The organism is Nostoc sp. (assembly GCF_036917575.1).
In the GTDB taxonomy this organism is placed as follows: domain Bacteria; phylum Cyanobacteriota; class Cyanobacteriia; order Cyanobacteriales; family Nostocaceae; genus Nostoc.
Map to the genome: position 1 here is coordinate 26,689 of NZ_JBALDC010000071.1, position 23,365 is coordinate 50,053.

16 protein-coding genes and 1 pseudogene are annotated in these 23,365 nt (G+C 41.6%); 6 read left to right on the plus strand and 11 right to left on the minus strand.

Features of this window, described 5'->3' with window-relative positions; translation table 11 throughout:
• The first annotated feature begins 272 nt into the window (after positions 1 to 272).
• Positions 273 to 428, plus strand: coding sequence for a hypothetical protein (locus tag V7K79_RS30045; RefSeq protein WP_442938960.1), 156 nt, complete (start codon positions 273 to 275; stop codon positions 426 to 428).
• Between the two features lie 298 nt (positions 429 to 726).
• Here V7K79_RS30045 and V7K79_RS20775 read toward each other — a convergent pair.
• The 6 genes and pseudogenes from V7K79_RS20775 to V7K79_RS20800 all read right to left on the minus strand — a co-directional run.
• Positions 727 to 882, minus strand: a pseudogene (locus V7K79_RS20775) (ISLre2 family transposase); the annotation flags it as partial.
• Positions 883 to 1,338: 456 nt separating this feature from the next.
• Entirely contained in the window at positions 1,339 to 2,973 is a 1,635-nt protein-coding gene (locus V7K79_RS20780) for an alpha-D-glucose phosphate-specific phosphoglucomutase (RefSeq protein ID WP_335049951.1), read from the minus strand.
• A gap of 509 nt (positions 2,974 to 3,482) precedes the next feature.
• Entirely contained in the window at positions 3,483 to 3,659 is a 177-nt protein-coding gene (locus V7K79_RS20785) for a hypothetical protein (RefSeq protein ID WP_335049953.1), read from the minus strand.
• A 664-nt stretch (positions 3,660 to 4,323) separates the two neighbouring features.
• Complete coding sequence (locus V7K79_RS20790) at positions 4,324 to 4,515, minus strand: hypothetical protein (RefSeq protein WP_335049955.1); 192 nt, start codon at positions 4,513 to 4,515, stop codon at positions 4,324 to 4,326.
• A 23-nt stretch (positions 4,516 to 4,538) separates the two neighbouring features.
• Positions 4,539 to 5,216: a cob(I)yrinic acid a,c-diamide adenosyltransferase gene (gene cobO, locus V7K79_RS20795; RefSeq protein ID WP_335049957.1), complete on the minus strand. Its 678-nt coding sequence runs from the start codon at positions 5,214 to 5,216 to the stop codon at positions 4,539 to 4,541.
• Positions 5,217 to 5,550: 334 nt separating this feature from the next.
• Entirely contained in the window at positions 5,551 to 6,006 is a 456-nt protein-coding gene (locus V7K79_RS20800) for a GFA family protein (RefSeq protein WP_335049959.1), read from the minus strand.
• 34 nt (positions 6,007 to 6,040) lie between these two features.
• On the opposite strand from V7K79_RS20800, the gene V7K79_RS20805 reads away from it, so the two are divergent.
• Positions 6,041 to 6,577 carry a nucleotidyltransferase family protein gene (locus V7K79_RS20805; protein WP_335049961.1) on the plus strand — a complete coding sequence of 179 codons (537 nt, stop codon included), beginning with the start codon at positions 6,041 to 6,043 and terminating at the stop codon, positions 6,575 to 6,577.
• Positions 6,578 to 6,757: 180 nt separating this feature from the next.
• Here the strand turns inward: V7K79_RS20805 and V7K79_RS20810 are convergent, their stop codons facing one another.
• Entirely contained in the window at positions 6,758 to 7,174 is a 417-nt protein-coding gene (locus V7K79_RS20810; RefSeq protein ID WP_335049963.1) for a (2Fe-2S) ferredoxin domain-containing protein, read from the minus strand.
• Between the two features lie 222 nt (positions 7,175 to 7,396).
• Here V7K79_RS20810 and V7K79_RS20815 point away from each other — a divergent pair, with 222 nt between their 5' ends.
• On the plus strand, positions 7,397 to 7,789 hold the full coding sequence (locus tag V7K79_RS20815; RefSeq protein WP_335049965.1) for a carboxymuconolactone decarboxylase family protein: 393 nt from the start codon (positions 7,397 to 7,399) through the stop codon (positions 7,787 to 7,789).
• Between the two features lie 54 nt (positions 7,790 to 7,843).
• Entirely contained in the window at positions 7,844 to 8,659 is an 816-nt protein-coding gene (locus tag V7K79_RS20820) for an alpha/beta fold hydrolase (RefSeq protein ID WP_335049967.1), read from the plus strand.
• Between the two features lie 3 nt (positions 8,660 to 8,662).
• Here V7K79_RS20820 and V7K79_RS20825 read toward each other — a convergent pair whose 3' ends face one another.
• The 3 genes from V7K79_RS20825 to V7K79_RS20835 form a co-directional block, all read right to left on the minus strand.
• Positions 8,663 to 10,225: a hydantoinase B/oxoprolinase family protein gene (locus V7K79_RS20825; protein WP_335049969.1), complete on the minus strand. Its 1,563-nt coding sequence runs from the start codon at positions 10,223 to 10,225 to the stop codon at positions 8,663 to 8,665.
• Positions 10,226 to 10,271: 46 nt separating this feature from the next.
• On the minus strand, positions 10,272 to 12,362 hold the full coding sequence (locus tag V7K79_RS20830) for a hydantoinase/oxoprolinase family protein (RefSeq protein WP_335049971.1): 2,091 nt from the start codon (positions 12,360 to 12,362) through the stop codon (positions 10,272 to 10,274).
• Positions 12,363 to 12,523: 161 nt separating this feature from the next.
• Positions 12,524 to 14,116 (minus strand): FAD-dependent oxidoreductase, encoded by a 1,593-nt coding sequence (locus tag V7K79_RS20835; protein WP_335049973.1) that lies wholly within the window; start codon positions 14,114 to 14,116, stop codon positions 12,524 to 12,526.
• 523 nt (positions 14,117 to 14,639) lie between these two features.
• On the opposite strand from V7K79_RS20835, the gene V7K79_RS20840 reads away from it, so the two are divergent.
• Complete coding sequence (locus V7K79_RS20840) at positions 14,640 to 17,459, plus strand: leucine-rich repeat domain-containing protein (protein WP_335049975.1); 2,820 nt, start codon at positions 14,640 to 14,642, stop codon at positions 17,457 to 17,459.
• A 205-nt stretch (positions 17,460 to 17,664) separates the two neighbouring features.
• Here the strand turns inward: V7K79_RS20840 and V7K79_RS20845 are convergent, their stop codons facing one another.
• Positions 17,665 to 19,965 (minus strand): glycoside hydrolase family 65 protein, encoded by a 2,301-nt coding sequence (locus tag V7K79_RS20845; RefSeq protein WP_335049977.1) that lies wholly within the window; start codon positions 19,963 to 19,965, stop codon positions 17,665 to 17,667.
• A gap of 450 nt (positions 19,966 to 20,415) precedes the next feature.
• On the opposite strand from V7K79_RS20845, the gene V7K79_RS20850 reads away from it, so the two are divergent.
• A complete protein-coding gene (locus tag V7K79_RS20850) occupies positions 20,416 to 23,052 on the plus strand; it encodes a sensor histidine kinase (protein WP_335049979.1) in 2,637 nt (878 codons plus the stop codon).
• Positions 23,053 to 23,365: the final 313 nt, after the last annotated feature.

The window sequence follows — 23,365 nt, forward strand, 5'->3', positions numbered from 1 at the left end:
CGGTACTTAGAAGCTTAAAATTACAATGCAACGGACTGATGCGAGATCCTAGTGGTGCATCAAAGACCTCGGCAGTCGCACACCGATTTGAGAGGTTATGCAGATATTGCAAGAGGTATATGTATGGACAAAGATCAACTAAAGCGGGTTTTGACGGAGCGGATGGCAATCGGTCCTGGTCAGCCGTGGTTTGAGTCTAAGGTGCACCCCATTGACTGGTTGACTTCACATTCAGCCAATTTTTCTTCACACAACAAACCGCTTCTGTACTGGTGTGCGCGCTGGATGTATATGCGAATCCCTGCTGCCTTTGTACGCCTCGGCTTGCAGCCGAATGGTATCGACGAGGGCGCTGGGTGACGCTTCTAGACATCGACCCGAAATTTGCCGAATTTGCAGAGTTTCTCGGAAGCAACGCGATTTTGTGAGGTCAGGTAAAAAAGTGCGATGCCTGCGGCGGGCTACGCCTACGCTAAAACTTACATTTGTGTATGAAGTAATTTCATTTGCAATTAATATATGTAATTGCACGATAAATCGTCTTGATGAGAGATCTCAAAAAGATTGCTAATAAATTATTTGACGATTATTTTCAAATATATCTGCAATCAGTCTTTAAAACTTAGTATCAATTATGGCATAAACTAACTCAAGTACCCGATTAAAGTATAAAATTTATCAGGAAGTTTGGTGTTTGATAAACGAATTGAAGATAGAATCAGAAAAATTACTATTACATAAGTTCCCCATTTCCAGATTTAATATTTTTGATTGGCGAAGATTAATACCAATTTTACCAAAAAGGTAAGTCAGGCGTTCGATTCGTTTTAAACTAACATTTATTCCCCAATCTCTTAGTGTCAAACGTGCTGCATCAAAACTTAAAATTTATTCATAATTTATGTGTTAATATGGGACTTAATGTAATTAATAATTTATATTACTGAAGAAAGTTTTTAGCGTAGGCGTAGCCCGCCGCAGGCATCGCACTTTTTTCACCCAACCTCACAAAATCGCGTTGCTCCCGGCGCAAAATCAGTCAAGGGAGAGAATGTGCATGGAGAGACAGAGGCGATCGCGGCTGTTGTCCCTTAACCTTTGGAGACTTTTTCTACAGATGCCCAATGGCAATGGTAAGTAAGTTTGTAGTAAGTACAAAGCGTAGTTATTTTCTAAGTACGCTTTGTGCTGACTACAAAGCTCAAAACTATCGAGAGCTTTGTATAGCCGTAGTCACATAGGTTAGGACATAAGGATGGGGTGCAAGAAGACAGTTAACAATAGTTTTACCTCCAGCAAGAACTGCCCTCTGCCTCCTGCCCTCTGCCTCCTGCTATACTAGGTAATCACAGTTGGCTGTTCTCGTCCTGTGAGTGAGCGGATCTGGGCTATCTCCTGGACAATAGTAATTAAAGAAGCAAGTGCAAGCTGTGGCTCAAGGTCATGTTTTGCGGGATCTGGCTCGTAGCTTTCTAGATAAACTCTTAAGGTTGCACCTTGAGTCCCCGTACCAGAAAGTCGCACCACAATTCGAGAGCCATCGGTAAAGCCAATGCGAACACCTTGTTGCTCGCTAACGCTGCCATCAACAGGGTCGGTATAACTAAAGTCATCACTGTATTCAACTTGATAGTTACCGAATTGCTTGCCTTTGAGAGTTGGCAATAAAGAACGTAATCTTTCTATTAAGTTGGTTGCTTGCTCTGTTTCTATCTCTTCATAGTCATGACGAGAGTAATAATTGCGTCCATAGGTTTGCCAGTGTTCCCGTACAATCTGCTCAACAGATTGTTGCCGAACTGCTAGAATATTCAGCCAAAACAGCACAGCCCATAACCCATCCTTTTCGCGGATATGGTTAGAACCTGTACCAAAACTTTCTTCACCGCAGAGAGTAGCTTTACCCGCGTCTAAGAGATTGCCGAAAAACTTCCAACCAGTGGGTGTTTCATAAGATTCAATCCCAATCTGAGCAGCAACTCGATCCACTGCTTGGCTAGTAGGCATTGATCGCGCTACCCCGGCTAAACCTGCACTATAACCAGGGACTAGCTTGGCGTTTGCGGCTAAAACTGCAAGGCTATCGCTAGGAGTGACAAAGAACTTACGCCCTAAGATCATATTGCGATCGCCATCTCCATCAAAAGCTGCCCCAAAGTCTGGCGCATTCTCTGCGTACAAAATATCCACCAACTCATGGGCATAAACCAGATTTGGATCGGGGTGTCCGCCGCCAAAATCTTCCAGGGGTGTACCATTTTGCACAGTTCCCACTGGTGCGCCCAAACGTTGCTCGAAAATGGCATGGGCATAAGGACCAGCCACTGCATGTAAGGCATCGATGCCAAAGCGAAAATTTCCTCTTGTTAACAGTTGGTGAATCCGTTCAAAATCAAACAGGGACTCCATTAACTCTTGATAATCATCTACGGAGTCAATTACCTCAACAAGCGTCTCTCCTAAATGTGACTCACCCAAAGTTTCTAAATCTACATCTGGTGCTTCCAGAATTTGGTAGCTATCAATGACTTTACTGCGCTCGTAGATAGCTAAAGTCACCTTTTCCGGTGCTGGGCCACCATTGCTAATGTTATATTTCACACCAAAGTCACCATTTGGCCCACCTGGATTATGGCTAGCAGACAAGATGATGCCACCAAGAGCTTGGTACTTGCGAATAATTGCAGAAGTCGCAGGAGTAGACAAAATCCCCTGTTGACCAACTTTAATGCGCCTAATGCCATTGGCCGCAGCCATTTTCAAAATGATTTGAATGGCTTGGCGATTGTAATAACGACCATCACCACCTAAGACTAAGGTTTGAGAGCGTAAGTCCCCCACAGAATCGAAGATAGATTGGATAAAATTTTCCAGGTAATGGGGCTGCTGAAAAACCTTAACTGATTTCCGCAGTCCAGAAGTACCGGGCTTTTGGTCGCTAAAGGAAGTAGTTGAGACTTTATGAATGTTCATAGATAATGTTTAACAAAGCATTTTCCTTTTACAGCTTTGCATAGTAAAAGATTTTGCAGCCATTTAATCAGGTGAAAAGGCGAAAAATTACAAAGTCGTTACTGTCACGACGTTAAAACTACCACTGATATCGTGTCCGATTAAAGACTTATCATTAAGACCGCAGTTCTTAGCAGGGGGCAGGGGGAAAGAGGGTTTTCTAGTTTCTGCATAGATTATGGGAATTATAATTAATTAACCGGACATGATATGACAACTCTTATAATCAATTCAAGAGTGATATACAAACAAAAGTGATTTGGTAATGAGAAGTACCCATAACAAGGGTCAAGTTATTGAGGAGCGGTGTAAAGCGAAAGTTTTATGCACGGTTTTGTAGACCAGCGGGGCTGGTGAGTGTGGGAGCTGAGTTTAATATTCATTCCAAAACGGCTCACCATCAGCAATAGCCAGAGCATCATTGATTTTTAAAACTAAACAAAACCACAAAACCGTGCGATCGCCTTCAACTATACCCAATCGGGGGCATCTGTGACCAATTGAGCAAATCTGTCTGGATTTACCGACTCGAACTCCAGCATCACACCCCAACGCTCATCGCTCGTTAGTCTAGTGAGTAATTCTCTCACCTGTTCTACAGATTGTTCTATCCCTTCAATAACTAGTCGAGCGTAATACTTTAACATAGCCTGAATTTTACACCACTGCTCAATGACTTTACAGCCTATAATCATTATTTTTCAAGGCTTTCAGCTTAACAAGAGTCCCATTAGGATAAAGCAGTTTATGTCATTTGGTATATGTGAGCGAACAGCAGTAGTGATTAACTTAAGAATTAGGAAAATGTGCCAGTCAGTTGGGTGTGCGTCAAAAGGATCTGTACAAGCTGTTTAAGTTACTTTTTGATGGCACTCATGCCCAGTCTGACTGCGTGCGCTGTTGAGTCTTGGGAAGCTGGGGAGGCTCACCAAGCTTTGCGTGCTGCCGTCTTCAGGCAGAAGTCTAAACAACACTTCAACAACGAGCTAACTTAGCTCTGCTGACAGCGGGGCTAGACGATCCACTACACCATTCGGCTAGCTACGACATGAGCGAAGAGGTATTAGCACCCATCCGGGAGGTGATTGAATACAAACGACTTATGGAGCAAGATCAGTGCTTTTAGTTTATTAGATCAATCGCAAGAGTCACTAGTAGTTCGCTTTCGTGACGAAAGCTCTTTATTGGGTAAGGGGGAAGGTGGGGCCCCCTCTGGGGATAAGGGGCAGGGGGAAAGGTTTTAAATCCCAAACCCAGTTCCCTTTCCCCTTTCCCCAGCCCGAAAAAGCGCATCTTTGGGTTAGCAGACTACTAGCTGCAACCTATCGCTTTCAGGCTTAACCCCTTCCAGGTAGAGACTAAGGAATGTTCCACCTGGGTAACTGTTTGGGGAATATCTTGTGATGTTGTGTCAGTTACTGGTGTTGTTAACTCTATATTATTGGTGACTGACACCACTTCAGTATTCTGGGATATCGTGTCAATGGTTTGTGTGGGTAACACTATTCAGAATTCTAAGTTCTGATTTAATACTCAATTCCTGGTTGTGCTTTTACACCTTGATCGCGGAAAGGGTGCTTAACTAAGGTCATTTCAGTTACTAAGTCAGCACGCTCAATCAAAGCAGGTGGTGCGCCTCTACCTGTGAGAATAACGTGCTTGTTAGCGGGTTTTTGCGCCAAACCCGCTAAAACGTCTTCTACCGGTAAGTAAGCCATTTTGAGGGCGATATTGATTTCGTCTAACAGTACCAGTTGAAAGTCTGGATTGCGGATGTATTCTAATGATTTTTCCCAGGCGGCGCTAGCTTTGTCAAGATCGCGATCGCGGTCTTGAGTTTCCCAGGTAAAGCCTTCGCCCATTGCGTGAAATTCTATCTGGTCTTCCCAAGAGCTGAAAACCCTTTTTTCAGAAGGTTCCCAGCTACCTTTGATGAATTGGACGATCGCTACTTTATACCCATGACCGAGCGATCGCAACACCATCCCCAAAGCCGCAGTAGTTTTACCTTTACCGTTACCAGTATTTACAATAATTAACCCTTTTTCTGGTACAGCTTCTGCTATACGCTTGTCTTGCACTTCTTTGCGTCGCTGCATCTTTTTGCGGTACTGTTCATCAGTCAGAGATGAAGACATTACCTCATCAATCAAGCGCCCAATTTCTTGGTCTTGGTTCAATTCTTGCGGTGTATCGTTTTTCATCAAGCTTGTTTAGAAATAACTGTTAAAAGTGTTGAGTATGAACCAAAATGCCTTACTTATCCAATTTCACTTAAATTACTTGATTGAAAATATCCAGTAAGTTTTCATGTGAAATATCAATAGTGTGTTAGCTTTATTAATGATTTACAGACAAGTGGAAATATATATAATACACAAGTTAAACTTATAATTTTAGTTTTTTATTACTTTTTTAAATAATTTAATATGTTCATTAAAACACTTTACCGATAAAATATTATCATTATCTCCCTTGATACAGTCATTAGTTAGGCTAACAACCAAAAGCTTGATTTAAATATCAGGACTTATACATTTATAGATGTTGTTGTTTCCATTTCTCCCATAAAGCCTGCCTATCCTCTGGTTGCCCGTCATAGTTGAGCAATTGGTCTGAAATTATCACCCATGACTGGGCACTGCGTGTCCAAATATTACCCACTGGGCGTAACCAACTGGTATCATCTAAGGTTCCAGCTTTGACATTGATAGTATCTGGCTTGTAAGTCCGTTCATGGAACAATCGCGTTCCGCAATCGCCACAAAACAAGTTATTTACTTCACGTCCACTATCATTTTTTCGAGTCCAAGTTTTCGGTTTTCCCTGAACAATTACAACAGCATCTCGTAATACTGTAAGAGACATACCAAAGGCACTAGAAGATTGTTTCTGACATTCCTTGCAGTGGCATAGGTATAAAGTTAAAGGTTGAGCATGAATTTCATAAAGAATATGTCCACATTGACAACCTCCAGTATATGGAAGATTCACAGCTTTTATCTCCTGACAATTTTTGGAATTTAATATGGATAGTAACACTCGCCTACAGATGATTTTAGCTGATACACGTATTAATGCAGTATTAAGAGCGATCGCTCAACTAAATCTACCTAGCTGGTGGTTAGCCGGAGGTGCAGTCCGAAACACCGCTTGGTCTTCAATTTTTGGTAATGACTGTGGGTTAGGTATTAAAGATTTTGATATTGCATTCTTTGATATAGAGGGAAATCGTTCTCAAGAACTAGCAGCAAAGGCGACTCTCACAGAACAATTTCCTGATGACGAGTTTGATGTCAAAAATCAAGCCAGTTTTGCTCGTTGGCGGCTTGGTAGCAGACCTTACACTAGTACAGAGGATGGCATTACAGATTGGCTGCACACTGCTACTGCTGTGGGAGTTCGACTAGATGCTCAAGGACAATGGCAATTTTTTACACCTTACGGGTTGGATGACCTATTTGGTGGCATTATTCGACCTACACCAATGCATACTCATAATTTAGATGCCCATAATAAGGCATCTGGATTTTTACAGAAGTGTCCTTATCTGCGGTTGGTGTAAAAGTTAAAATTAGATTTTAGCCATTAGTTTCCGTTACTAGGAAATAATCGCTTTTTAATTTACAACTTGGATATTGAAGCGTAGTGTTGATAATTTTCTACACTCAAAAAGAACATCTATTAGTCATATTTTTATACAGCTTTGAATTCAAGAATTTTAAATTTTAGCAAACCTTTGTAGTCAGCCTTGATTTTGTTTGATGTATGAATAGAGAAGTTCGCGATCGCTTTGAGGATTTACAATTAAACATGGACTTTTACCGTGATTTCCATTACTGACAATAACAACAGTAATACCCATCCGTGGACAAACCCCTAAACAACTGGTGCTAACGACCCGAAATTCACCCCATAATCCCTCAAATTTTAAACGAGATTTCAACCAATTCTCTAAATCTTCGGAAGCGGTTGAGCCTGACTGCTCGTTTGCACATTGTGAACACACAAGCACCAAACCAGACTTCCATCGGGGATAAACGGTTGGAATACAAGTTTCTAATCGAGAATTTATTAGGGGCGATGGTTGCTGAGAATTAGATGTAAACTTCTTGAGGATACGTTTGAGTAATGCTTTAATACGCTGTAGTAATTTTTTCATAGACTATCCCACCTATTTCTCTGACAGGATAGTGTAAATTTCCTGTTTAGTCTGTTCTAGTAGAACGCCCAACAAATCCTAGTCTATGCCAAGTCATTTGTAGACGATGTAGAATTTTCATCTATGGATGCCAAGGGAACATGATATTACTATCTTTAATTGCAACTCAGTATTACAATCTAAGGGTTCCCACTCGCTGGGGAAACTATATGGAATTAAAACATGACTAAGCTGATCGAATACGAAGAAGCCAGCGACGAAGTACGTGCAGTGTATGATGACATCCGCACCACACGTCAGAATGAATACATTAATAACTTTTGGAAAGCCATAGCTAACCATCCTCCCACTCTACAACGAACATGGCAAGCAGTAAAAGAAGTAATGGTTAGCCCTGGTGAGATCGATCCACTGATGCGCGAACTGATTTATATTGCTGTGAGTGTGACGAATGGTTGTGAGTATTGCATCGCTTCGCACACAGCGGCGGCACGTGCCAAGGGTATGAATGATACTATGTTCGGGGAACTAATGGCGATCGCAGCCACAGCCAATATGACTAATCGCCTCGCCAACGGCTATCAAATTCCGGTGGACGAGAAATTCAAGACGTAGCAGTATAGCTTAATCTATCCTACTTAAAAATCAGGTTTAGCAGAATTATTTACTATGCCCAAGGTTCAGATTAACGGAATTGATTTGTTCTACGACATTAAGGGAACAGGTGAGCCTTTGCTATTAATAGCTGGATATCTTTGCGATCATGCTTATTGGTCGCTGATTATGCCATCACTGGTTTCGCAGTATCAAGTCATTCGCTTGGATAACCGAGGTATGGGAAGAAGTTCTGCTCCCGAAAACCCCTATAGTCTCAAACAGATGGCTAGTGACGTTGCAGGATTGCTCGATCGCATCGGAATTGATCGGGTGCATCTAGCAGGTCATTCAATGGGTAGTCAGATAGCCCAAGAACTAGTGTTAGCACACCCTGAAAAGGTAAAAAGTCTGATGCTACTTTCATCTTTGGCAAAAGGTGATGCATTATTCAATAGCATCATCGAGACTTGGGGCGAACTTCCTAGTAATGTAGACCTAAAACTTTATGAAAAAGTCATATTGCCCTGGATATTTACAGATGCCTTCTACTCAATTCCTGACATGATTGAAGGTCTGATTGAATTTGCTATCAGATATCCTTTCCCACCTGCAACTCATTCACTTTATCATCACAGTCAAGCCATTCTTAACAGTGACACAATAGACCGCCTCCAAGAAATTCATTGTCCTACCTTAGTTTTGGTTGGTAAACAAGATATTTTGACTCCACTAAAGTTTTCTCAACAACTTGCTCAAGGTATTCCCAATGCTGAACTTGTAGTCATCGAACGTGGTGGTCATGGCTTCTTGATTGAGTCGCCGGATGCTGTGGTTTCAGCTATGCTCAAATTTTTGGGAAAGTTGAAGCCAGCTTATACCAATTTTTGATTATTAAGATAATTTGCCAAATCCACCGCCACCAGGAGTTTCTATTACAAAAATATCTCCAGTTTTCATCTCTGCTGTTGCTGTGCTGTCTAAATTTTCTTCAATTCCATTCTGTCGTTGTATCCAGTTGCGTCCTACTTTTCCTGCTTCTGCACCATTTAATCCAAAGGGAGGAACAAGCCGATGACCTGAGAGAATATTAGCTGTCATCGGTTCTAGAAATCGAATACGGCGGACAACTCCATTACCACCCGAATATTTTCCTTTGCCACCACTATCGGGGCGAAGACTAAAGCTTTCTAAAAGTACAGGATAACGGGTTTCTAAAACTTCTGGATCGGTCAAGCGAGAGTTAGTCATGTGGGAATGTACACCATCAGTGCCAGCAAAATCTATTCCTGCACCAGAGCCGCCGCAAATAGTTTCATAATATTGATATTGCTGATTACCAAAAGTAAAATTATTCATCGTTCCTTGAGAAGCAGCCATAATACCCAAAGCACCATATAAAGCATCAACAATAGTTTGAGAAGTTTCTACATTACCCGCGACTACTGCGGCTGGATAGGTTGGGTTGAGCATACAGCCAACTGGGATAATAATTTCTAGAGGATTAAGACACCCGGCATTGAGAGGAATATTATCATCAACTAAAGTACGGAAGACATATAAGACTGCTGCTTGAGTTACGGCTTTAGGAGCATTAAAATTACTATTTAGTTGTAGAGAAGTTCCTGTAAAATCAATAGTAGCACTGCGGTTTTCTGAGTGAATCGTTACTTTAACTTGAATTTGTGCGTCATTATCCATTTTATAAGTAAATGAGCCATCTTTGAGAACTGCGATCGCACGTCTAACAGCCTCCTCAGCATTAACTTGTACAAATGTCATATAAGCTTGAACAGTATCAATTCCGTATTGTAAAACTATTTTACAAAGTTCTTGAACTCCCCGTTCATTTGCCGCAATTTGTGCTTTGAAATCGGCTATATTTTGTTCGGGGTTACGAGCAGGATAAATATGATTCAATAAGTGCTGTTTAACTGCGGATTCTCGAAAATTCCCTTCTTCAACCAAGAGGAAATTATCAAAGAGAATTCCTTCTTCTTCTACTGTGGTACTATGTGGAGGCATAGAACCGGGAGTAATTCCACCGATATCAGCTTGGTGTCCGCGAGAAGCGACGTAGAATAGGGGAGTAGATGCAGAATTTTCTTTACTTTCCAAAAAAACAGGGGTAATTGCAGTGACATCAGGAAGATGTGTTCCACCGTTATAGGGATTATTAGATAGATAGACATTTCCCAGTTTGAAAGTGTCGCCTTTATCATTAATTAAACTGCGGACACTTTCACTCATTGAGCCTAAATGTACAGGAATATGGGGAGCATTTGCTACTAATAATCCCGATGAGTCGAAAATAGCACAGGAGAAATCCAGCCTCTCTTTGATATTCACTGATGTCGCCGTATTTTGTAACACAATTCCCATTTGTTCGGCGATAAATTGATATAGATTTTTGAATATTTCTAAGCGGACGGGATCAGGTTGAGGTGTTGTGTACATTTTTGATTCCTTAAAAAAATTGTGTAGTAGTCGCTTAAGCACTTTTTTAAACACGTTCTAAAATTAGATGGTTTTGTTCAGTTAATTTCGCTTGCCAATTAGGTTCAACTACAATTGTGCTAATTTTTTCCACAACGATCGCAGGGCCATTAATACTATCTTCTGGTTGTAAATCTTCTCGTCGATAAATAGGAGCATCATGCCATCTCTCAGCAGTAAACATCTTTACTGTCTCGACAGATACGGGTGCTTCATGTAGAGAGCGAGTCCGAATAATTAAAGGTTCTTCGGGAGTATCCATTTTTTGAATTACTTCTACTGAAGCAGATTCAACAATTAAGCTTTTATCTAATTGAATAAAACCATAGCGAGATTGGTGTTCTCTCTCAAATTTTTGTTGCATCAATACCAAGTTATCAGCAAAGTTAACGGTCAAGGTAGAGTTAGTACCCTGATATTTTAAGTTAACTTTTCGGACTACTTCTAATTGATTATGTGCTTCATTTATTTCGCTTCTAGCTTGAGTTTCTAAATATTCCATTAACTGCTGTAGTTGAGAGATTAATGGTTGAGTTAAAGGTTGCTCAACTCCTCCTTCTCTAATTGCCCGGACATCAGCTAATCCCATCCCATAAGCGGAGAGAACGCCAGCATAAGGATGTAAAAATATTTTTTTCATTCCCAAGGTATCGGCAATTAAACAAGCAACTTGCCCACCTGCACCGCCAAAACAACAAAGCACATATTGGGTAATATCATAACCGCGTTGCAGACTGATTTTTTTAATTGCGTTCGCCATATTTTCTACTGCGATCGCCATAAATCCTGCGGCTACTTGTTCAGGAGTATAATGATTTAACGTAACGGCTTGAATGTCTTGAGTTAATTGGGTAAATTTTTGAATAACAATATCTTTATCTAAGGGTAAATTACCATCAATGCCAAAAACTGAGGGAAAATATTGTGGGTGAATTTTACCTAACATGACATTGGCATCAGTAACCGCTAATGGCCCGCCACGTCGATAACAAGCAGGCCCAGGATTTGAACCAGCAGATTTAGGACCAACACGATAACTAGAACCATCAAAAAAGAGAACAGAACCACCTCCAGCCGCAATGGTATTAATTGCTAACACAGGAACTCGCATCCGCGCCCCAGCAATTTCTGAATCTAGTTGTCGTTCATACTCTCCTTGAAAGTGGGCAACATCTGTACTTGTCCCTCCCATGTCAAAGGTAATAACTAACTCAAAACCTGCCCGTTTACTAGTTTGAACTGCGCCAACAATACCGCCAGCCGGTCCACTTAAAATACTATCTTTTCCTTGAAATTGTTCGGCTGCGACTAAACCGCCATCAGATTTCATAAACATTAATTTGACGCTGGGTAACTGACTTGCTACTTGGTTGACGTAGCGACGCAGAATAGGAGTTAAATAAGCATCGACTACTGTTGTATCTCCTCGGCTAACCAACTTCATTAAGGGACTAACTTGATGGGATACAGATATTTGAGTAAAGCCAATCTCTTGGGCAAGCTGGGCTATTTGTTGTTCGTGTTTGGGATAGCGATCGCTGTGCATAAAAACAATAGCACAACTCCGAATTCCTGTATGGTAAACTGCTTGTAAGTCACTTTTAACTTGTTCAATATTTATAGATATTAATTCATTTCCGTTAGCATCATAGCGTTCATCTATCTCAATCACCTGTTCATAAAGCATCGTTGGTAAAATTATCTGGCGCGCAAAGATGTTAGGACGGTTTTGGTAGCCAATTCGCAGCGCATCTTTAAACCCTTTAGTGATCAGAAGAACAACCCTATCTCCTTTTCTTTCTAATAGCGCATTTGTTGCTACTGTTGTCCCCATTTTTACCACTTCTATCGCCTCAGTAGGAATGGATTCGTTGCTAGCAATACCCATGATATCTCGAATACCTTGGATGGCTGCATCTTCATATTGTTCGGGATTTTCTGAAAGGATTTTGTAGACTATAATCCATTGCTGATTAGGCAGAGTTACAATTAAAAAACGTTCGGGATATTTTGAAAGTCTATCGATAATTGGTTGATTATTAGTAACAGCAACAATATCTGTAAATGTACCACCTCGGTCAGCAAAAACCTTTAACATTACTCTGTTTCCTGTACAATCATGAAAAATTACGCAATAGCTCTAAGCGCTTGAACGATCGCCGTTACCAAATTGAGTGCGAAAATAGTATGAAATGGTAGATGTCCGCAGGTTAATCGATCGAGTTCAGAACTTGAATGATGAAGATTAAAGCCGATAAACTACAGCGCCTTTATTATTTGCTCGAAATTGCGGCTATACACCTGTTGTCCGTATTCTTGCCACTCTTTGTCTGACGAGTAGGGTGAGCGTTTTAATGTTGCCTGTTGGACGTATGCTATCAATGGGCGACGAAGACACTCATATTTCTCAAAGGCTTTGGCTATAGCTTGCAGATCATCCCAGTTATTCTTCTCAGCAATTTTAGCGATGAGTGTTGTAACTACTAGTGCATCTTCAAATCCTTGATTAGCTCCTTGACCCATGAAGGGAGGCATTCCATGTGCGGCATCGCCAACTAATACGATTCGCCCTACACTCCAGGCTGGTGGAATTTTGGCAGCATTAGCTTCAGTATTGAGGTCTGTTGGGTTAGAAACTTGTAGAGAATCCGAAATGGTAGCATGGTGAATATAGTATGGACGCTGCTGTATCTTGGCAGGAGGAGATATACGTACTAATTGCTTAAGTGCATCAGGAAAGCCTGCCTTCTCCAACTCCTGGAGAGCTAAGTCAATTAAAGAACTTTCAGACTTTCCTTGCAACGAGTCTAAAGGCAAAGCAAGATGTATTATGTACCCTAGTTCACCAGTTGGTCTATGAAATAAAATTATCCTAATGTTATTTATACGAACAGAATTTCCAGATATTTCATCATTAGTGATTGTTACAATTGTTGAGTCTTGAAAGAAATCTTCTTCTAGTTTCGTCCACAGTTCCTTTCCTATCTCAGCTATTTCCATACAAAATATAGCTGCAAAGCCAGAGTATTCAGGTTGGGCAAAATCATGGTATTGAGTATCTGTGTAAAGTAGCCTCCGAACTGTAGAATTAATCCCGTCTGCTGCAACAATTAGTTTAGCTCTAATCGATTTTCTTGCTAATTGTTGGGGGGCAACATCTGAGTTTTGCGACTGCGTGTCATCATGTTTTTGGCCATCTGTCCAAAACGCATAGGGGTTGGCTTCTATTCCTGTGTCACCGACACAATCTATCCGAACACAACCTTTTTGCGGCTCATTCACAACATTAATACAACGGTGATTAGCTTTAACTCGGTCTTGGGGAAGTAGCTGTCTGAGGGTTGTCTGCAAATTGTACCAAGAAATTGACACTCGACCCTCGCCATAATCTTTAAACCAATCATCGAAACTAAGCGAGGTTGACCGAATTATCTGCCCCTGTAAATTTTTAGAAACCCATTGGGGTGAAGTCTTTGGAGGTTGTTGCTCTTGAGTAGTTTCGACAGTTTTCTGGACATTAGACTGCTTGGGACTCAATAAACCAAGCCCAATTTTTTTGACTTCTTCGTAAGCGTTAGAATCTAAATGTTTGAGAGCTTGTAATCCATTGGGGTGAAGATCCAATATTTGTCCAACTTCACGAAAGGCGCGAGTTTGATCGACGACAAGGACATTTTCAATACCACGTTTACGTAAGCCAATAGCAGTTGCTAACCCAATTGGGCCAGCGCCAACCACTACAACATCGTAGATATCCTGAGGAGCAGAAGAGGAGACAACAGATGCAGCTAAGGTATCAGCTTTGGTTGATGTGTTTGTATCTGTATGAGAACTTGATTTAGTTTTTAACATATTTATACATAGGAATCTGGGATCGAAGCTGGGCAATATGGAAAGCTATAGCCATCAAGTTACATAGCAACACACAACAATATTAAAATCAAATGCAACAAGTTAGATATTTCACCGCGATCGCACCTATTATCTGAAGCAAATTATGAAAATTATCGAACCGCCTTCGCATAGCGTCTCGTAGAGAAGCCGCCAAGAGCGCCAAGAGAAGAAACAGAAAAGTTTATAAATTATTACAGTTGGTGTTCAAAGGTGGAGCGATCGCCCTTTTTGCTCGACAGTTGGTGTTCAGAGATGGAGCGATCGCTGTTTTTGCTCGACAGTTGGTGTTCAAAGGTGGAATGGTGAGGTTTTGAGGTCGAGTCTAGAGGCGTAGGAACCTACGATGTTTACGACGAGCTACGCTAACGCACATTGCTACAATGCAATCCTTGATACAGGCTACATTATTAATTAGCTCGATTTCTCTGCTGCGCGTCCAAGCAGCAACTCGTCGTCAAGCATTGCCTCTGTAAAACCCAAAATGACTAACGAAGAACTGCTGCAAATTATTAAACAAACTACCAGAGAAAAGCTGACAAAATTAAACCTTTCTGGCAAAGGCTTAATAACCCTGCCAGCGGAAATTGGCCAACTCAGCAACCTGCAAACCCTCGACCTCAGCAGTAATCAACTGAGCAGTCTGCCAGCAGAAATTGGCCAACTCAGCAACCTGCAATCCCTCTACCTCTACAACAATCAACTGAGCAATCTGCCAGCAGAAATTGGCCAACTCACCAACCTGCAAACCCTCTACCTTAGCGGTAATCAACTGAGCAGTCTGCCACCGGAAATTGGCCAACTCACCAACCTGCAAACCCTCAACCTCAGCGGTAATCAACTGAGCAGTCTGTCAGCGGAAATTGGCCAACTCACCAACCTGCAAACCCTCAACCTCAACGGTAATCAACTGAGCAGTCTGCCATCGGAAATTGGCCAACTCACCAACCTGCAAACCCTCGACCTCAGCAGTAATCAACTGAGCACTCTGCCAGCGGAAATTGGCCAACTCACCAACCTGCAATCCTTCTACCTCTACAACAATCAACTCAGCAGTCTGCCACCGGAATTTGACCAACTCACCAACCTGCAAACCCTCTACCTCAGTGGTAATCAACTGAGCAGTCTGCCAGTGGAAATTGACCAACTCACCAAGCTGCAATCCCTCTACCTCTACAACAATCAACTGAGCAGTCTGCCAGCGGAAATTGGCCAACTCACCAACCTGCAATCCCTCAACCTCTACAACAATCAACTGAGCAGTCTGCCAGCGGAAATTGGCCAACTCACCAACCTGCAATCCCTCTACCTCAGCAGTAATCCTTTAGAATCACCTCCACCAGAAATTATCACGAAAGGGGTTAAAGCAATTCTTGACTTTTGCAGGCAACAACTAGAACAAGAAACTGATCGTCTCTACGAAGCCAAATTACTCATTGTGGGAGAAGGTGGTGCAGGTAAAACTACGCTAGCTAAAAAAATTCAAAACGAAAACTATAAGCTACAACAGGATGAAAGTTCTACTGAAGGCATTGATGTTATTCAATGGAAGTTCCCGTTCAAGAGTAAAGAATTTCAAGTCAACGTTTGGGACTTTGGTGGCCAAGAGATTTATCATGCTACCCACCAATTTTTTCTCACCAAACGCTCTCTTTATGTCATAGTTGCTGATACTCGCAAAGAAGACACAGATTTTTACTACTGGCTAAATGTGATTAAGTTGTTGAGCGATGATAGTCCTTTACTCATTATCAAAAATGAAAAGCACGACCGCAAACGGGAAATAAATGAGAAGGACTTACGAAAGGAATTCATCAATTTTAAGGAAACACTTACTACAAATCTGGCTACTGATCGCGGTCTGCCAGAAATCTTAAATAAAATTAAGCATTATATTACTAACCTACCTCATGTAGGAATAGAACTCCCTAAAACCTGGGTCAAAGTGCGAGAAGCTTTAGAAGGTGACTCTCGCGAATATATTAGCTTGGAAGAATATCTAAACATCTGTAATCAACATGGTTTTACTAAACAAGAGGATAAACTCCAACTCAGTGACTATTTGCATGATTTAGGTGTATGCCTTCACTTCCAAGATGATGACTTTTTAATAAAAACCGTAATTCTCAAGCCCACTTGGGGTACAGATGCCGTTTACAAAGTGTTAGATAATCCCCAAGTAATTCAAAACCTGGGTAAATTTGATCGCAATGATTTAAAAAATATTTGGCACGAAAACAAATATGCCAATATGCGACCAGAACTGTTGCGGCTAATGATGAAATTTAAACTGTGTTACGAAATACCTAGTCGTCCCGGCACTTATATCGCACCTCAATTACTCTCTGTCAACCAACCTGATTTCAATTGGGATGAATCCAATAACCTAATCCTGCGCTATAAATATGACTTCATGCCAAAAGGTATTCTCACCCGCTTTATAGTCGAAATGCACTCTGATATTGAACAACAAACCCTAGTTTGGAAAACAGGCGTTGTTCTTGCTAAAGACCAAACCCGTGCTGAAGTGATTGAACACTACAATCAACGAGAAATTAAAGTCCGCGTAGCAGGAAAAGACAAGAAAGAACGGCTAGCAGTTATCATCCATGAACTAGAAAAAATTCATAACTCTTACGAACCTCTGCAATATCAAACACTTGTTCCCTGCAACTGTGAAAGCTGTAAGAATAGTCAAACGCCTCATTTTTACCGCCGAGACGTGTTGTACAAATTCCGAGAAAATAATCGCGACCAAATCCAGTGCCAAGATAGCGGTGATATGGTAGATGTCCGCAGACTAATTGACGATATTTTACCGACATCACTAACTCTGCAAATACCTATGTTTGAACCCATAACCAGAAATCAAATTTTCATCAGCTATAGTCATCAAGATCGGGAGTGGCTTACCAAACTCCAGAAACACCTCAAACCAATGATTCGTAATCAAAATATGCTTGTGTGGGACGATACCAAAATTCAACCCGGTGCTGAGTGGCGTAAAGAAATTGAAAATGCTTTAGCAGCAGCAAAAGTGGCAGTATTGTTGGTTAGCCCCGATTTTTTAGCATCAGACTTTATTGCTGATAATGAGTTACCGCCATTGTTGGATGCAGCTGAAGCTAAAGGACTCACGATTATTTGGATACCTTTGAGTTTTAGCAGCTATCACAAAACAAAAATTGAAAAGTATCAGTCAGCGCACCCTCCCAATCAACCTTTAGACAGCCTGAACTCAGCACAAGAGAATAAAGCTTGGGTGGATATCTGTGACAAGATTGAAGCAGCACTCCTTCAGTAGAAGAACCTCTCCCTGCCTTGAACTAAAGTTCAAGTTTCTCTGGGAGTCGGAGAGGGACGGTTTTGCGTAGTAAAACCAGGGAGAGGTTTCTTTTGTAAAAGCGATCGCTGCACCAACGTCTTCTCTACGAGACGCTGCGCGAAGACGATCGCAGGTAAACTCTTAGCTATCGGTTAAAACTTCATCCAAGTCGAAGATAACCTGACTAATTTCCGAGCGTGTATTCTGCCAAGGTGGGAATTTTAACTTCTGTTTCAGCTTGTAAATCGAAGTCATACCACTGGTTACGCCATTGCAGACGAAATTTCAAACGCGTCCAGTTAGGTGGTAGATTGGGACAGGCAATGGGTCCAAATTGAGTCATGCGAATGCCGGCAAACCCGAAAACTACTGCTTGCCATACTCCTCCAGCACTGGCAGCGTGAATTCCTTCGGCTGCGTTCAGTCTGACATCATCTAAGTCTACCAAGGCTGATCGCAGAAAGTGTGTATATGCTTCAGTTGGTTGATTGAGGTCGCAAGCTAAGATAGCGTTAATGGCTGGGCCTAGTGAAGAACCATAACTGTGGTCGGTGCGTTGGTTGTAATAGTTCCAGTTGGTGGCGAGGGTGTTATAGTCGTAGCGTAGACGCTTTGCGTCTTGTCGCCAGACATCGCGCAATAAATACAAGAGCATCAACACATCTGGCTGCTTGAGAATCTGCTTTTGGCTGGTAGCTTCAATTCCCAACAAACTTTGCAGAGATTTGCTGCGCGGTTCGTAATCAGCGAGGTTAACGTCTTCTAGCTGGAAAAAACCTTCAAATTGCTCAATTAAACCCGTTTGAGCATCTTCATTGACAAATAGACGCTCTTGGATTTCTGCCCAATGGTGCAGACGTTCTGTGGTTAAATTGAGTTTTTGCTCCAGTTGTGCTGAGATTTCCGGATAAGCTCGTTTGAGCCAATCCCACAGTCGCAAAGCTGACTGCAAATGCCACTGTACCATGAGATTGGTGAAGGCATTATTATCGACGCGATCGTGATTTTCATCCGGGCCAATTACATCTAGGATGTCATAGCTGTGACGCTCTTGGTTCCACTGCACCCGACTTTCCCAGAACACAGCCGTATCAAGGATAATTTCCGCGCCATAATCGCGCATCCAGTCATCATCATTAGTAGTCTGCCAGTAATGCAAAATTGCATAAGCGATATCAGCAGTGATATGCACTTCAATGTCACCGCACCAGATACGGATTAATTCACCATTGGGAGCCGGAACCCAGCGCGGAGTGACTTCATCGCCAGTAGTGGCACTTTCCCAAGCAAACATGGCTCCTTGATAACCTGCTTCTTGAGCTTTGCGTCTCGCTCCTGGTAGGGTGTGGTAGCGGTAGGTGAGCAAGTTACGCGCTAGGGCTGGTTGAGTTAAGGTGAGGAAGGGCAGGATGAATATTTCTGTATCCCAAAAGATATGTCCGCTATAGGCAAAACCGGAAAGAGTTTTGGGAGGAATGCTCACCCGACTATCGTGACGCGGTGTTACAGCTAATAATTGGAAGAGATTGTAACGGACGCTCAATTGAGCCAAGCGATCGCCTTCTATAATAATGTCACTGTCTTGCCACACTTGCTCCCATGCAGTAATGTGAGCTGCCAACAGAGTAGTATATCTAGGTTCATCAGCGAGTCTTTGTAAGGCGGCGGCAATGGGGATTTCTGTCTCTCGTGAAGTAAACACGGTGACAATCTTTTCTACAGTTACCGTTTTTCCGGGATATAACTCTAAGGTGGTTGTCAAAATGGGAGAACTAGAAGTATTTTCGACGCTCACAAGTGTAGTCTCATCACCATCTACCACTAACTTAGCTGCCATCCCAAGTTGAATACCTGAGTGGAGAGTTGTACTGTTTAACCAGATAATCTGCTCTATGCCACCTTGGTTTATGGTTCGCCAATGTTTGATGCCTCGAGTATCTGGTTCGCTGTCAAATCCGGCTTCAACGGTAATTTCACCCTCAAAGTCTACCGATGTGATTTGAGCGCGAATCGCCAAAACGTGTTGGTCTGCTAAACTGGTGAAACGCTCGAAGTGAAAATCTAGGGTATGACCATTAGGACTACGCCACCGCACATCACGGCTAACTAAGCCTAAACGTAAATCGAGCCGACGTTCGTAGTTAAGAATCTCACCACTGTCCATAGTAAAACGTTCGCGTAGCGTCTCCGTAGGAGATTCGCCTGCAACTTTTACCACCAATGGCAGCCAGTTGGGACAGTTTACCAATTCGGTATGAGCAATTGTCACATCATCATAAACACCGTGGATGAGTGTGGCTGGAAAATCTTGGGAATACCCTTCCTCAAACGTACCCCGCACTCCTAACAACCCATTACCAAGAGTGAAGACAGTTTCTTTGTGATGTAACTGCGTCGGATTAAACTCCGTTTCAATAACGTTCCAGTCAGTATTGTCAATTAATTGCTGATTTTGTTGAGAAGTGTGAGTGGATACGTTAAGCATGAGTGATAAAACCTCTTAAGGATGGCTGTGGCTAGGATGCAGTAAAATTAGGAGCAATCTTTAAGTGATTAACTCCTTTTCTTTGGCGCGTAGATTAAAAGACAGTCTGAACACCAAAAAATACGCTTCTGATAAGAGTAGCGTTTCAAATTTCATCTGTCTATAGTTAGATATATTTAAAAATGCCAGTTATAACTCATAAATCTCAACTAACTACAAATTGATTCGGCTTTTCATCAATTTGTTTGGTATTTATGATTAAGGCAAGTCTTTGTGATGGATGATTTTTGACTGGTAAAATCTACAGGTGCAGTTAAGTAACGTTTTGTTCTTTTACCAGAAGTGCTATATTGGCACTTGACCCGACCGAGTACAAACTATGCATAAGCCCACAGGACAGCAAAGAGGTGTTGTACTCAATACTACAGGACAGGAAGGGGGAGTGGGCAGATGAATAAAAATACTGGGCTAGGTAGTGTTTTTTCTCTGTTTCGAGGCGTACCTCTAAGTCGCATCTTGGTAGCATTGTTTCTGCTGCAAATCTTGCTAGCTGTAGGATTGACTGCATACTTATCAATCGGGAACGGGCAAAAAGCAGTCAATCAGGTAGCTAGCGAATTACGTCATGAAGTTGCCAATCGAGTTGAGCAGAATTTACAAACTTATCTGTCAACGCCACGTCAGGTACTAGGCAGTAATCAAAATGTTATCAATATGGGGTTGCTGAAAATAGAGAATCTGGCAACCTGGGAGTCATATTTAATAGAGCAGTTAAAAATTTTTCCAGATGCGTTGGCCTTAACGGCAAGCAATGAACAGCAAGAATATCTAGCGGTGGAGAAGTTCAACGATCGCCAATTTTTACTCAGAAAAGCCGATAAGTCAACTGGCTACGATCTCTACACCTACATCATTGACTCTCAAGGTCAACGTACTCAACTACCAGAAGTAATCAAAAACTATGATGCGCGATCGCGTCCTGATTATCAAACAGCAGTTACCACCAAAAAATTCAGCTTTAGTCAGATTTTTACACCCCGCACTGAACCAACACTCCTAATTAGTGCATCTCAACCCATTTTTAACTCCCAAGGCGAATTACTCGGAGTTAATAGCACTCTCACTCACATATCACAAATTGGGGATTTACTGCAAAACGACAAAGTTGGCAAGTCTGGGCAAATTTTTATTATCGAGCGATCGGGGCTATTAGTTGCAAGTTCCACCGAAGAACCATTCCGCTTACAAAATGGCAAACCCATTAGGTTCGCAGCTTCCCAAAGCGGGAATTCTTTGACTCAAGCAACCGCTAAATATTTAGCAACTAAATTTAATAACTTTGACCAAATTCAACGTTTACAGCGACTAAATTTTTCCTTAGATGGCAAACGACAATTTTTAGAAGTTAGACCCTTTGAGGGCGAACCAAATGTCAACTGGTTGATTATCGTGGCTGTCCCAGAAGCAGACTTTATGGGGCAAATCAATCGCAACATTCCAACTACAATTTTTCTCTGTTTAGGAGCGTTGGGATTAGCTACTATATTGGCAATTGTTACTGCTCGGTGGATAAATCAGCAAATTTTGTATTTCAGCACAGTGACGAAAAATTTCGCTGATTTTCCCATTGGCGAAGACTTAGTGGTGAAAGTACAGGGCATTAAAGAATTAGAAGTGCTAAGTGGATCTTTCAACGAGATAGCACAGCAGTTACGCAAAACCTTTACTGCACTGATTACCAAAAATGAAGATTTAGAACTGCAAGTTAAGCAGCAAACTCAAGAATTACAACAGGAGATTCAAGAACGGATTGACAGCGAGCAAAAACTGGGTCAGTATAATCAAGTACTAGCAGAACTGGCAAATCACAAAGCAATTTTTGAAGGAAATTTAGAAATAGCATTCAAAGCGATCGCAGAAAAAGCGGCTAATGCCTTAGAAGTAGAGCGAGTGAGTGTGTGGTTATTCAATAGTGATAACACTAAACTACAATGTATAAGTCTTTACGAACGCAGCAATCAGAGACATTCGGCAGGTTTAGAACGCAACCTTGCAGATTATTTAATCTACTTTAAAGCTCTGGTTGTTTCTCGTACCATTGCTGTTTCTGACACTCGCACCGATCCACGAGTACAAGAATTATCGGATAAATTGCTCGAACCAAATAATATTGTCTCTTTAATTGATACCAGTCTTTGGGTTGGGGGCAAAATGGTGGGAACAGTATTGTACGAGCAGGTTGATATTCCCCGAAAATGGAAACTGAGCGAGCAAAACTTTGTTAGCTCAATCGCGGAAATTGTCGCCCTAACTTTAGAAGTATGCGATCGCAAACGTGCAGAATCCGCTCTATGTGAGGCTAAAGAAGCCGCCGACGTGGCAAATCGTGCCAAAAGCACCTTTTTAGGAAACATCAACCACGATCTGAGGACTCCTTTAAATTCAATTTTGGGAATCACAAAGGTACTCAAAGAGCAAATGTACGACCTGGTGAGTGAAGAACAACGTAAGTCTCTAAATATACTCGAATCTAATGGTAACAACTTACTAGAATTAATCAACCAAATCCTTGACTTTACCGACACTGAATCCAGGAAGATAGAGTTGCAACTAGATGCTACTTCGATTCAGGGATTATGTGATTCCAGCCTAAGTTTTGTCAAACATCTGGCGTTCCAAAAAAATATTCGACTGAGAACACAAGTACCTGAAGAACTTGAACCCATCCAAGTTGATGAACCCCGCATCCGCCAAGTATTTATCAACTTATTGACTAACGCAATCAAGTTTACTAGAGAAGGAGGCGAAGTTTGGATTGAAGTCCAGCCAAGTTCTACCAATGAATATATCTTTATCAGCGTCGTAGATACGGGCATTGGGATGCTTTCCGATGACCTTTTTAAATTATTTCAACCTTTTGTGCAAGTTGAAAATGCCTCTAACCCTCGTTCTCCAGGTACGGGTTTAGGATTAGTAGTAGTGCAAAAAATTGTCGAGTTGCATAGTGGGACTGTCCACGCCGAAAGTCAGTTAGGTAAAGGTAGTCGATTTACTGTCAAGCTTCCTTGGAAAAAGGCGGGAGAATGAGGAGTTAGGGACTTCCACATAAAAAATAATTAATTATCAAGTAAGCTGTTGTTAAGCTGTTCTTGAGCATGGCAAGAAAATATCTGAATAGTCGTTTTAGATGAAGGAATTGAGTAATTTAATTTTTGGAGTAACCTTAGAGGTTGTTTTAAAAGTAGTTGACTATACCCAAACCTTTGTTGTGTCTGGCTTTTTGAATTTTGAATTTTGAATTTTGAATTTTGAATTGGTATTACTGTAGGTAGATTTCAAGTAAATCAAAGAACATTCAAAATACTATTACAAACACTAATAATTTCTGATTGTAAATGAA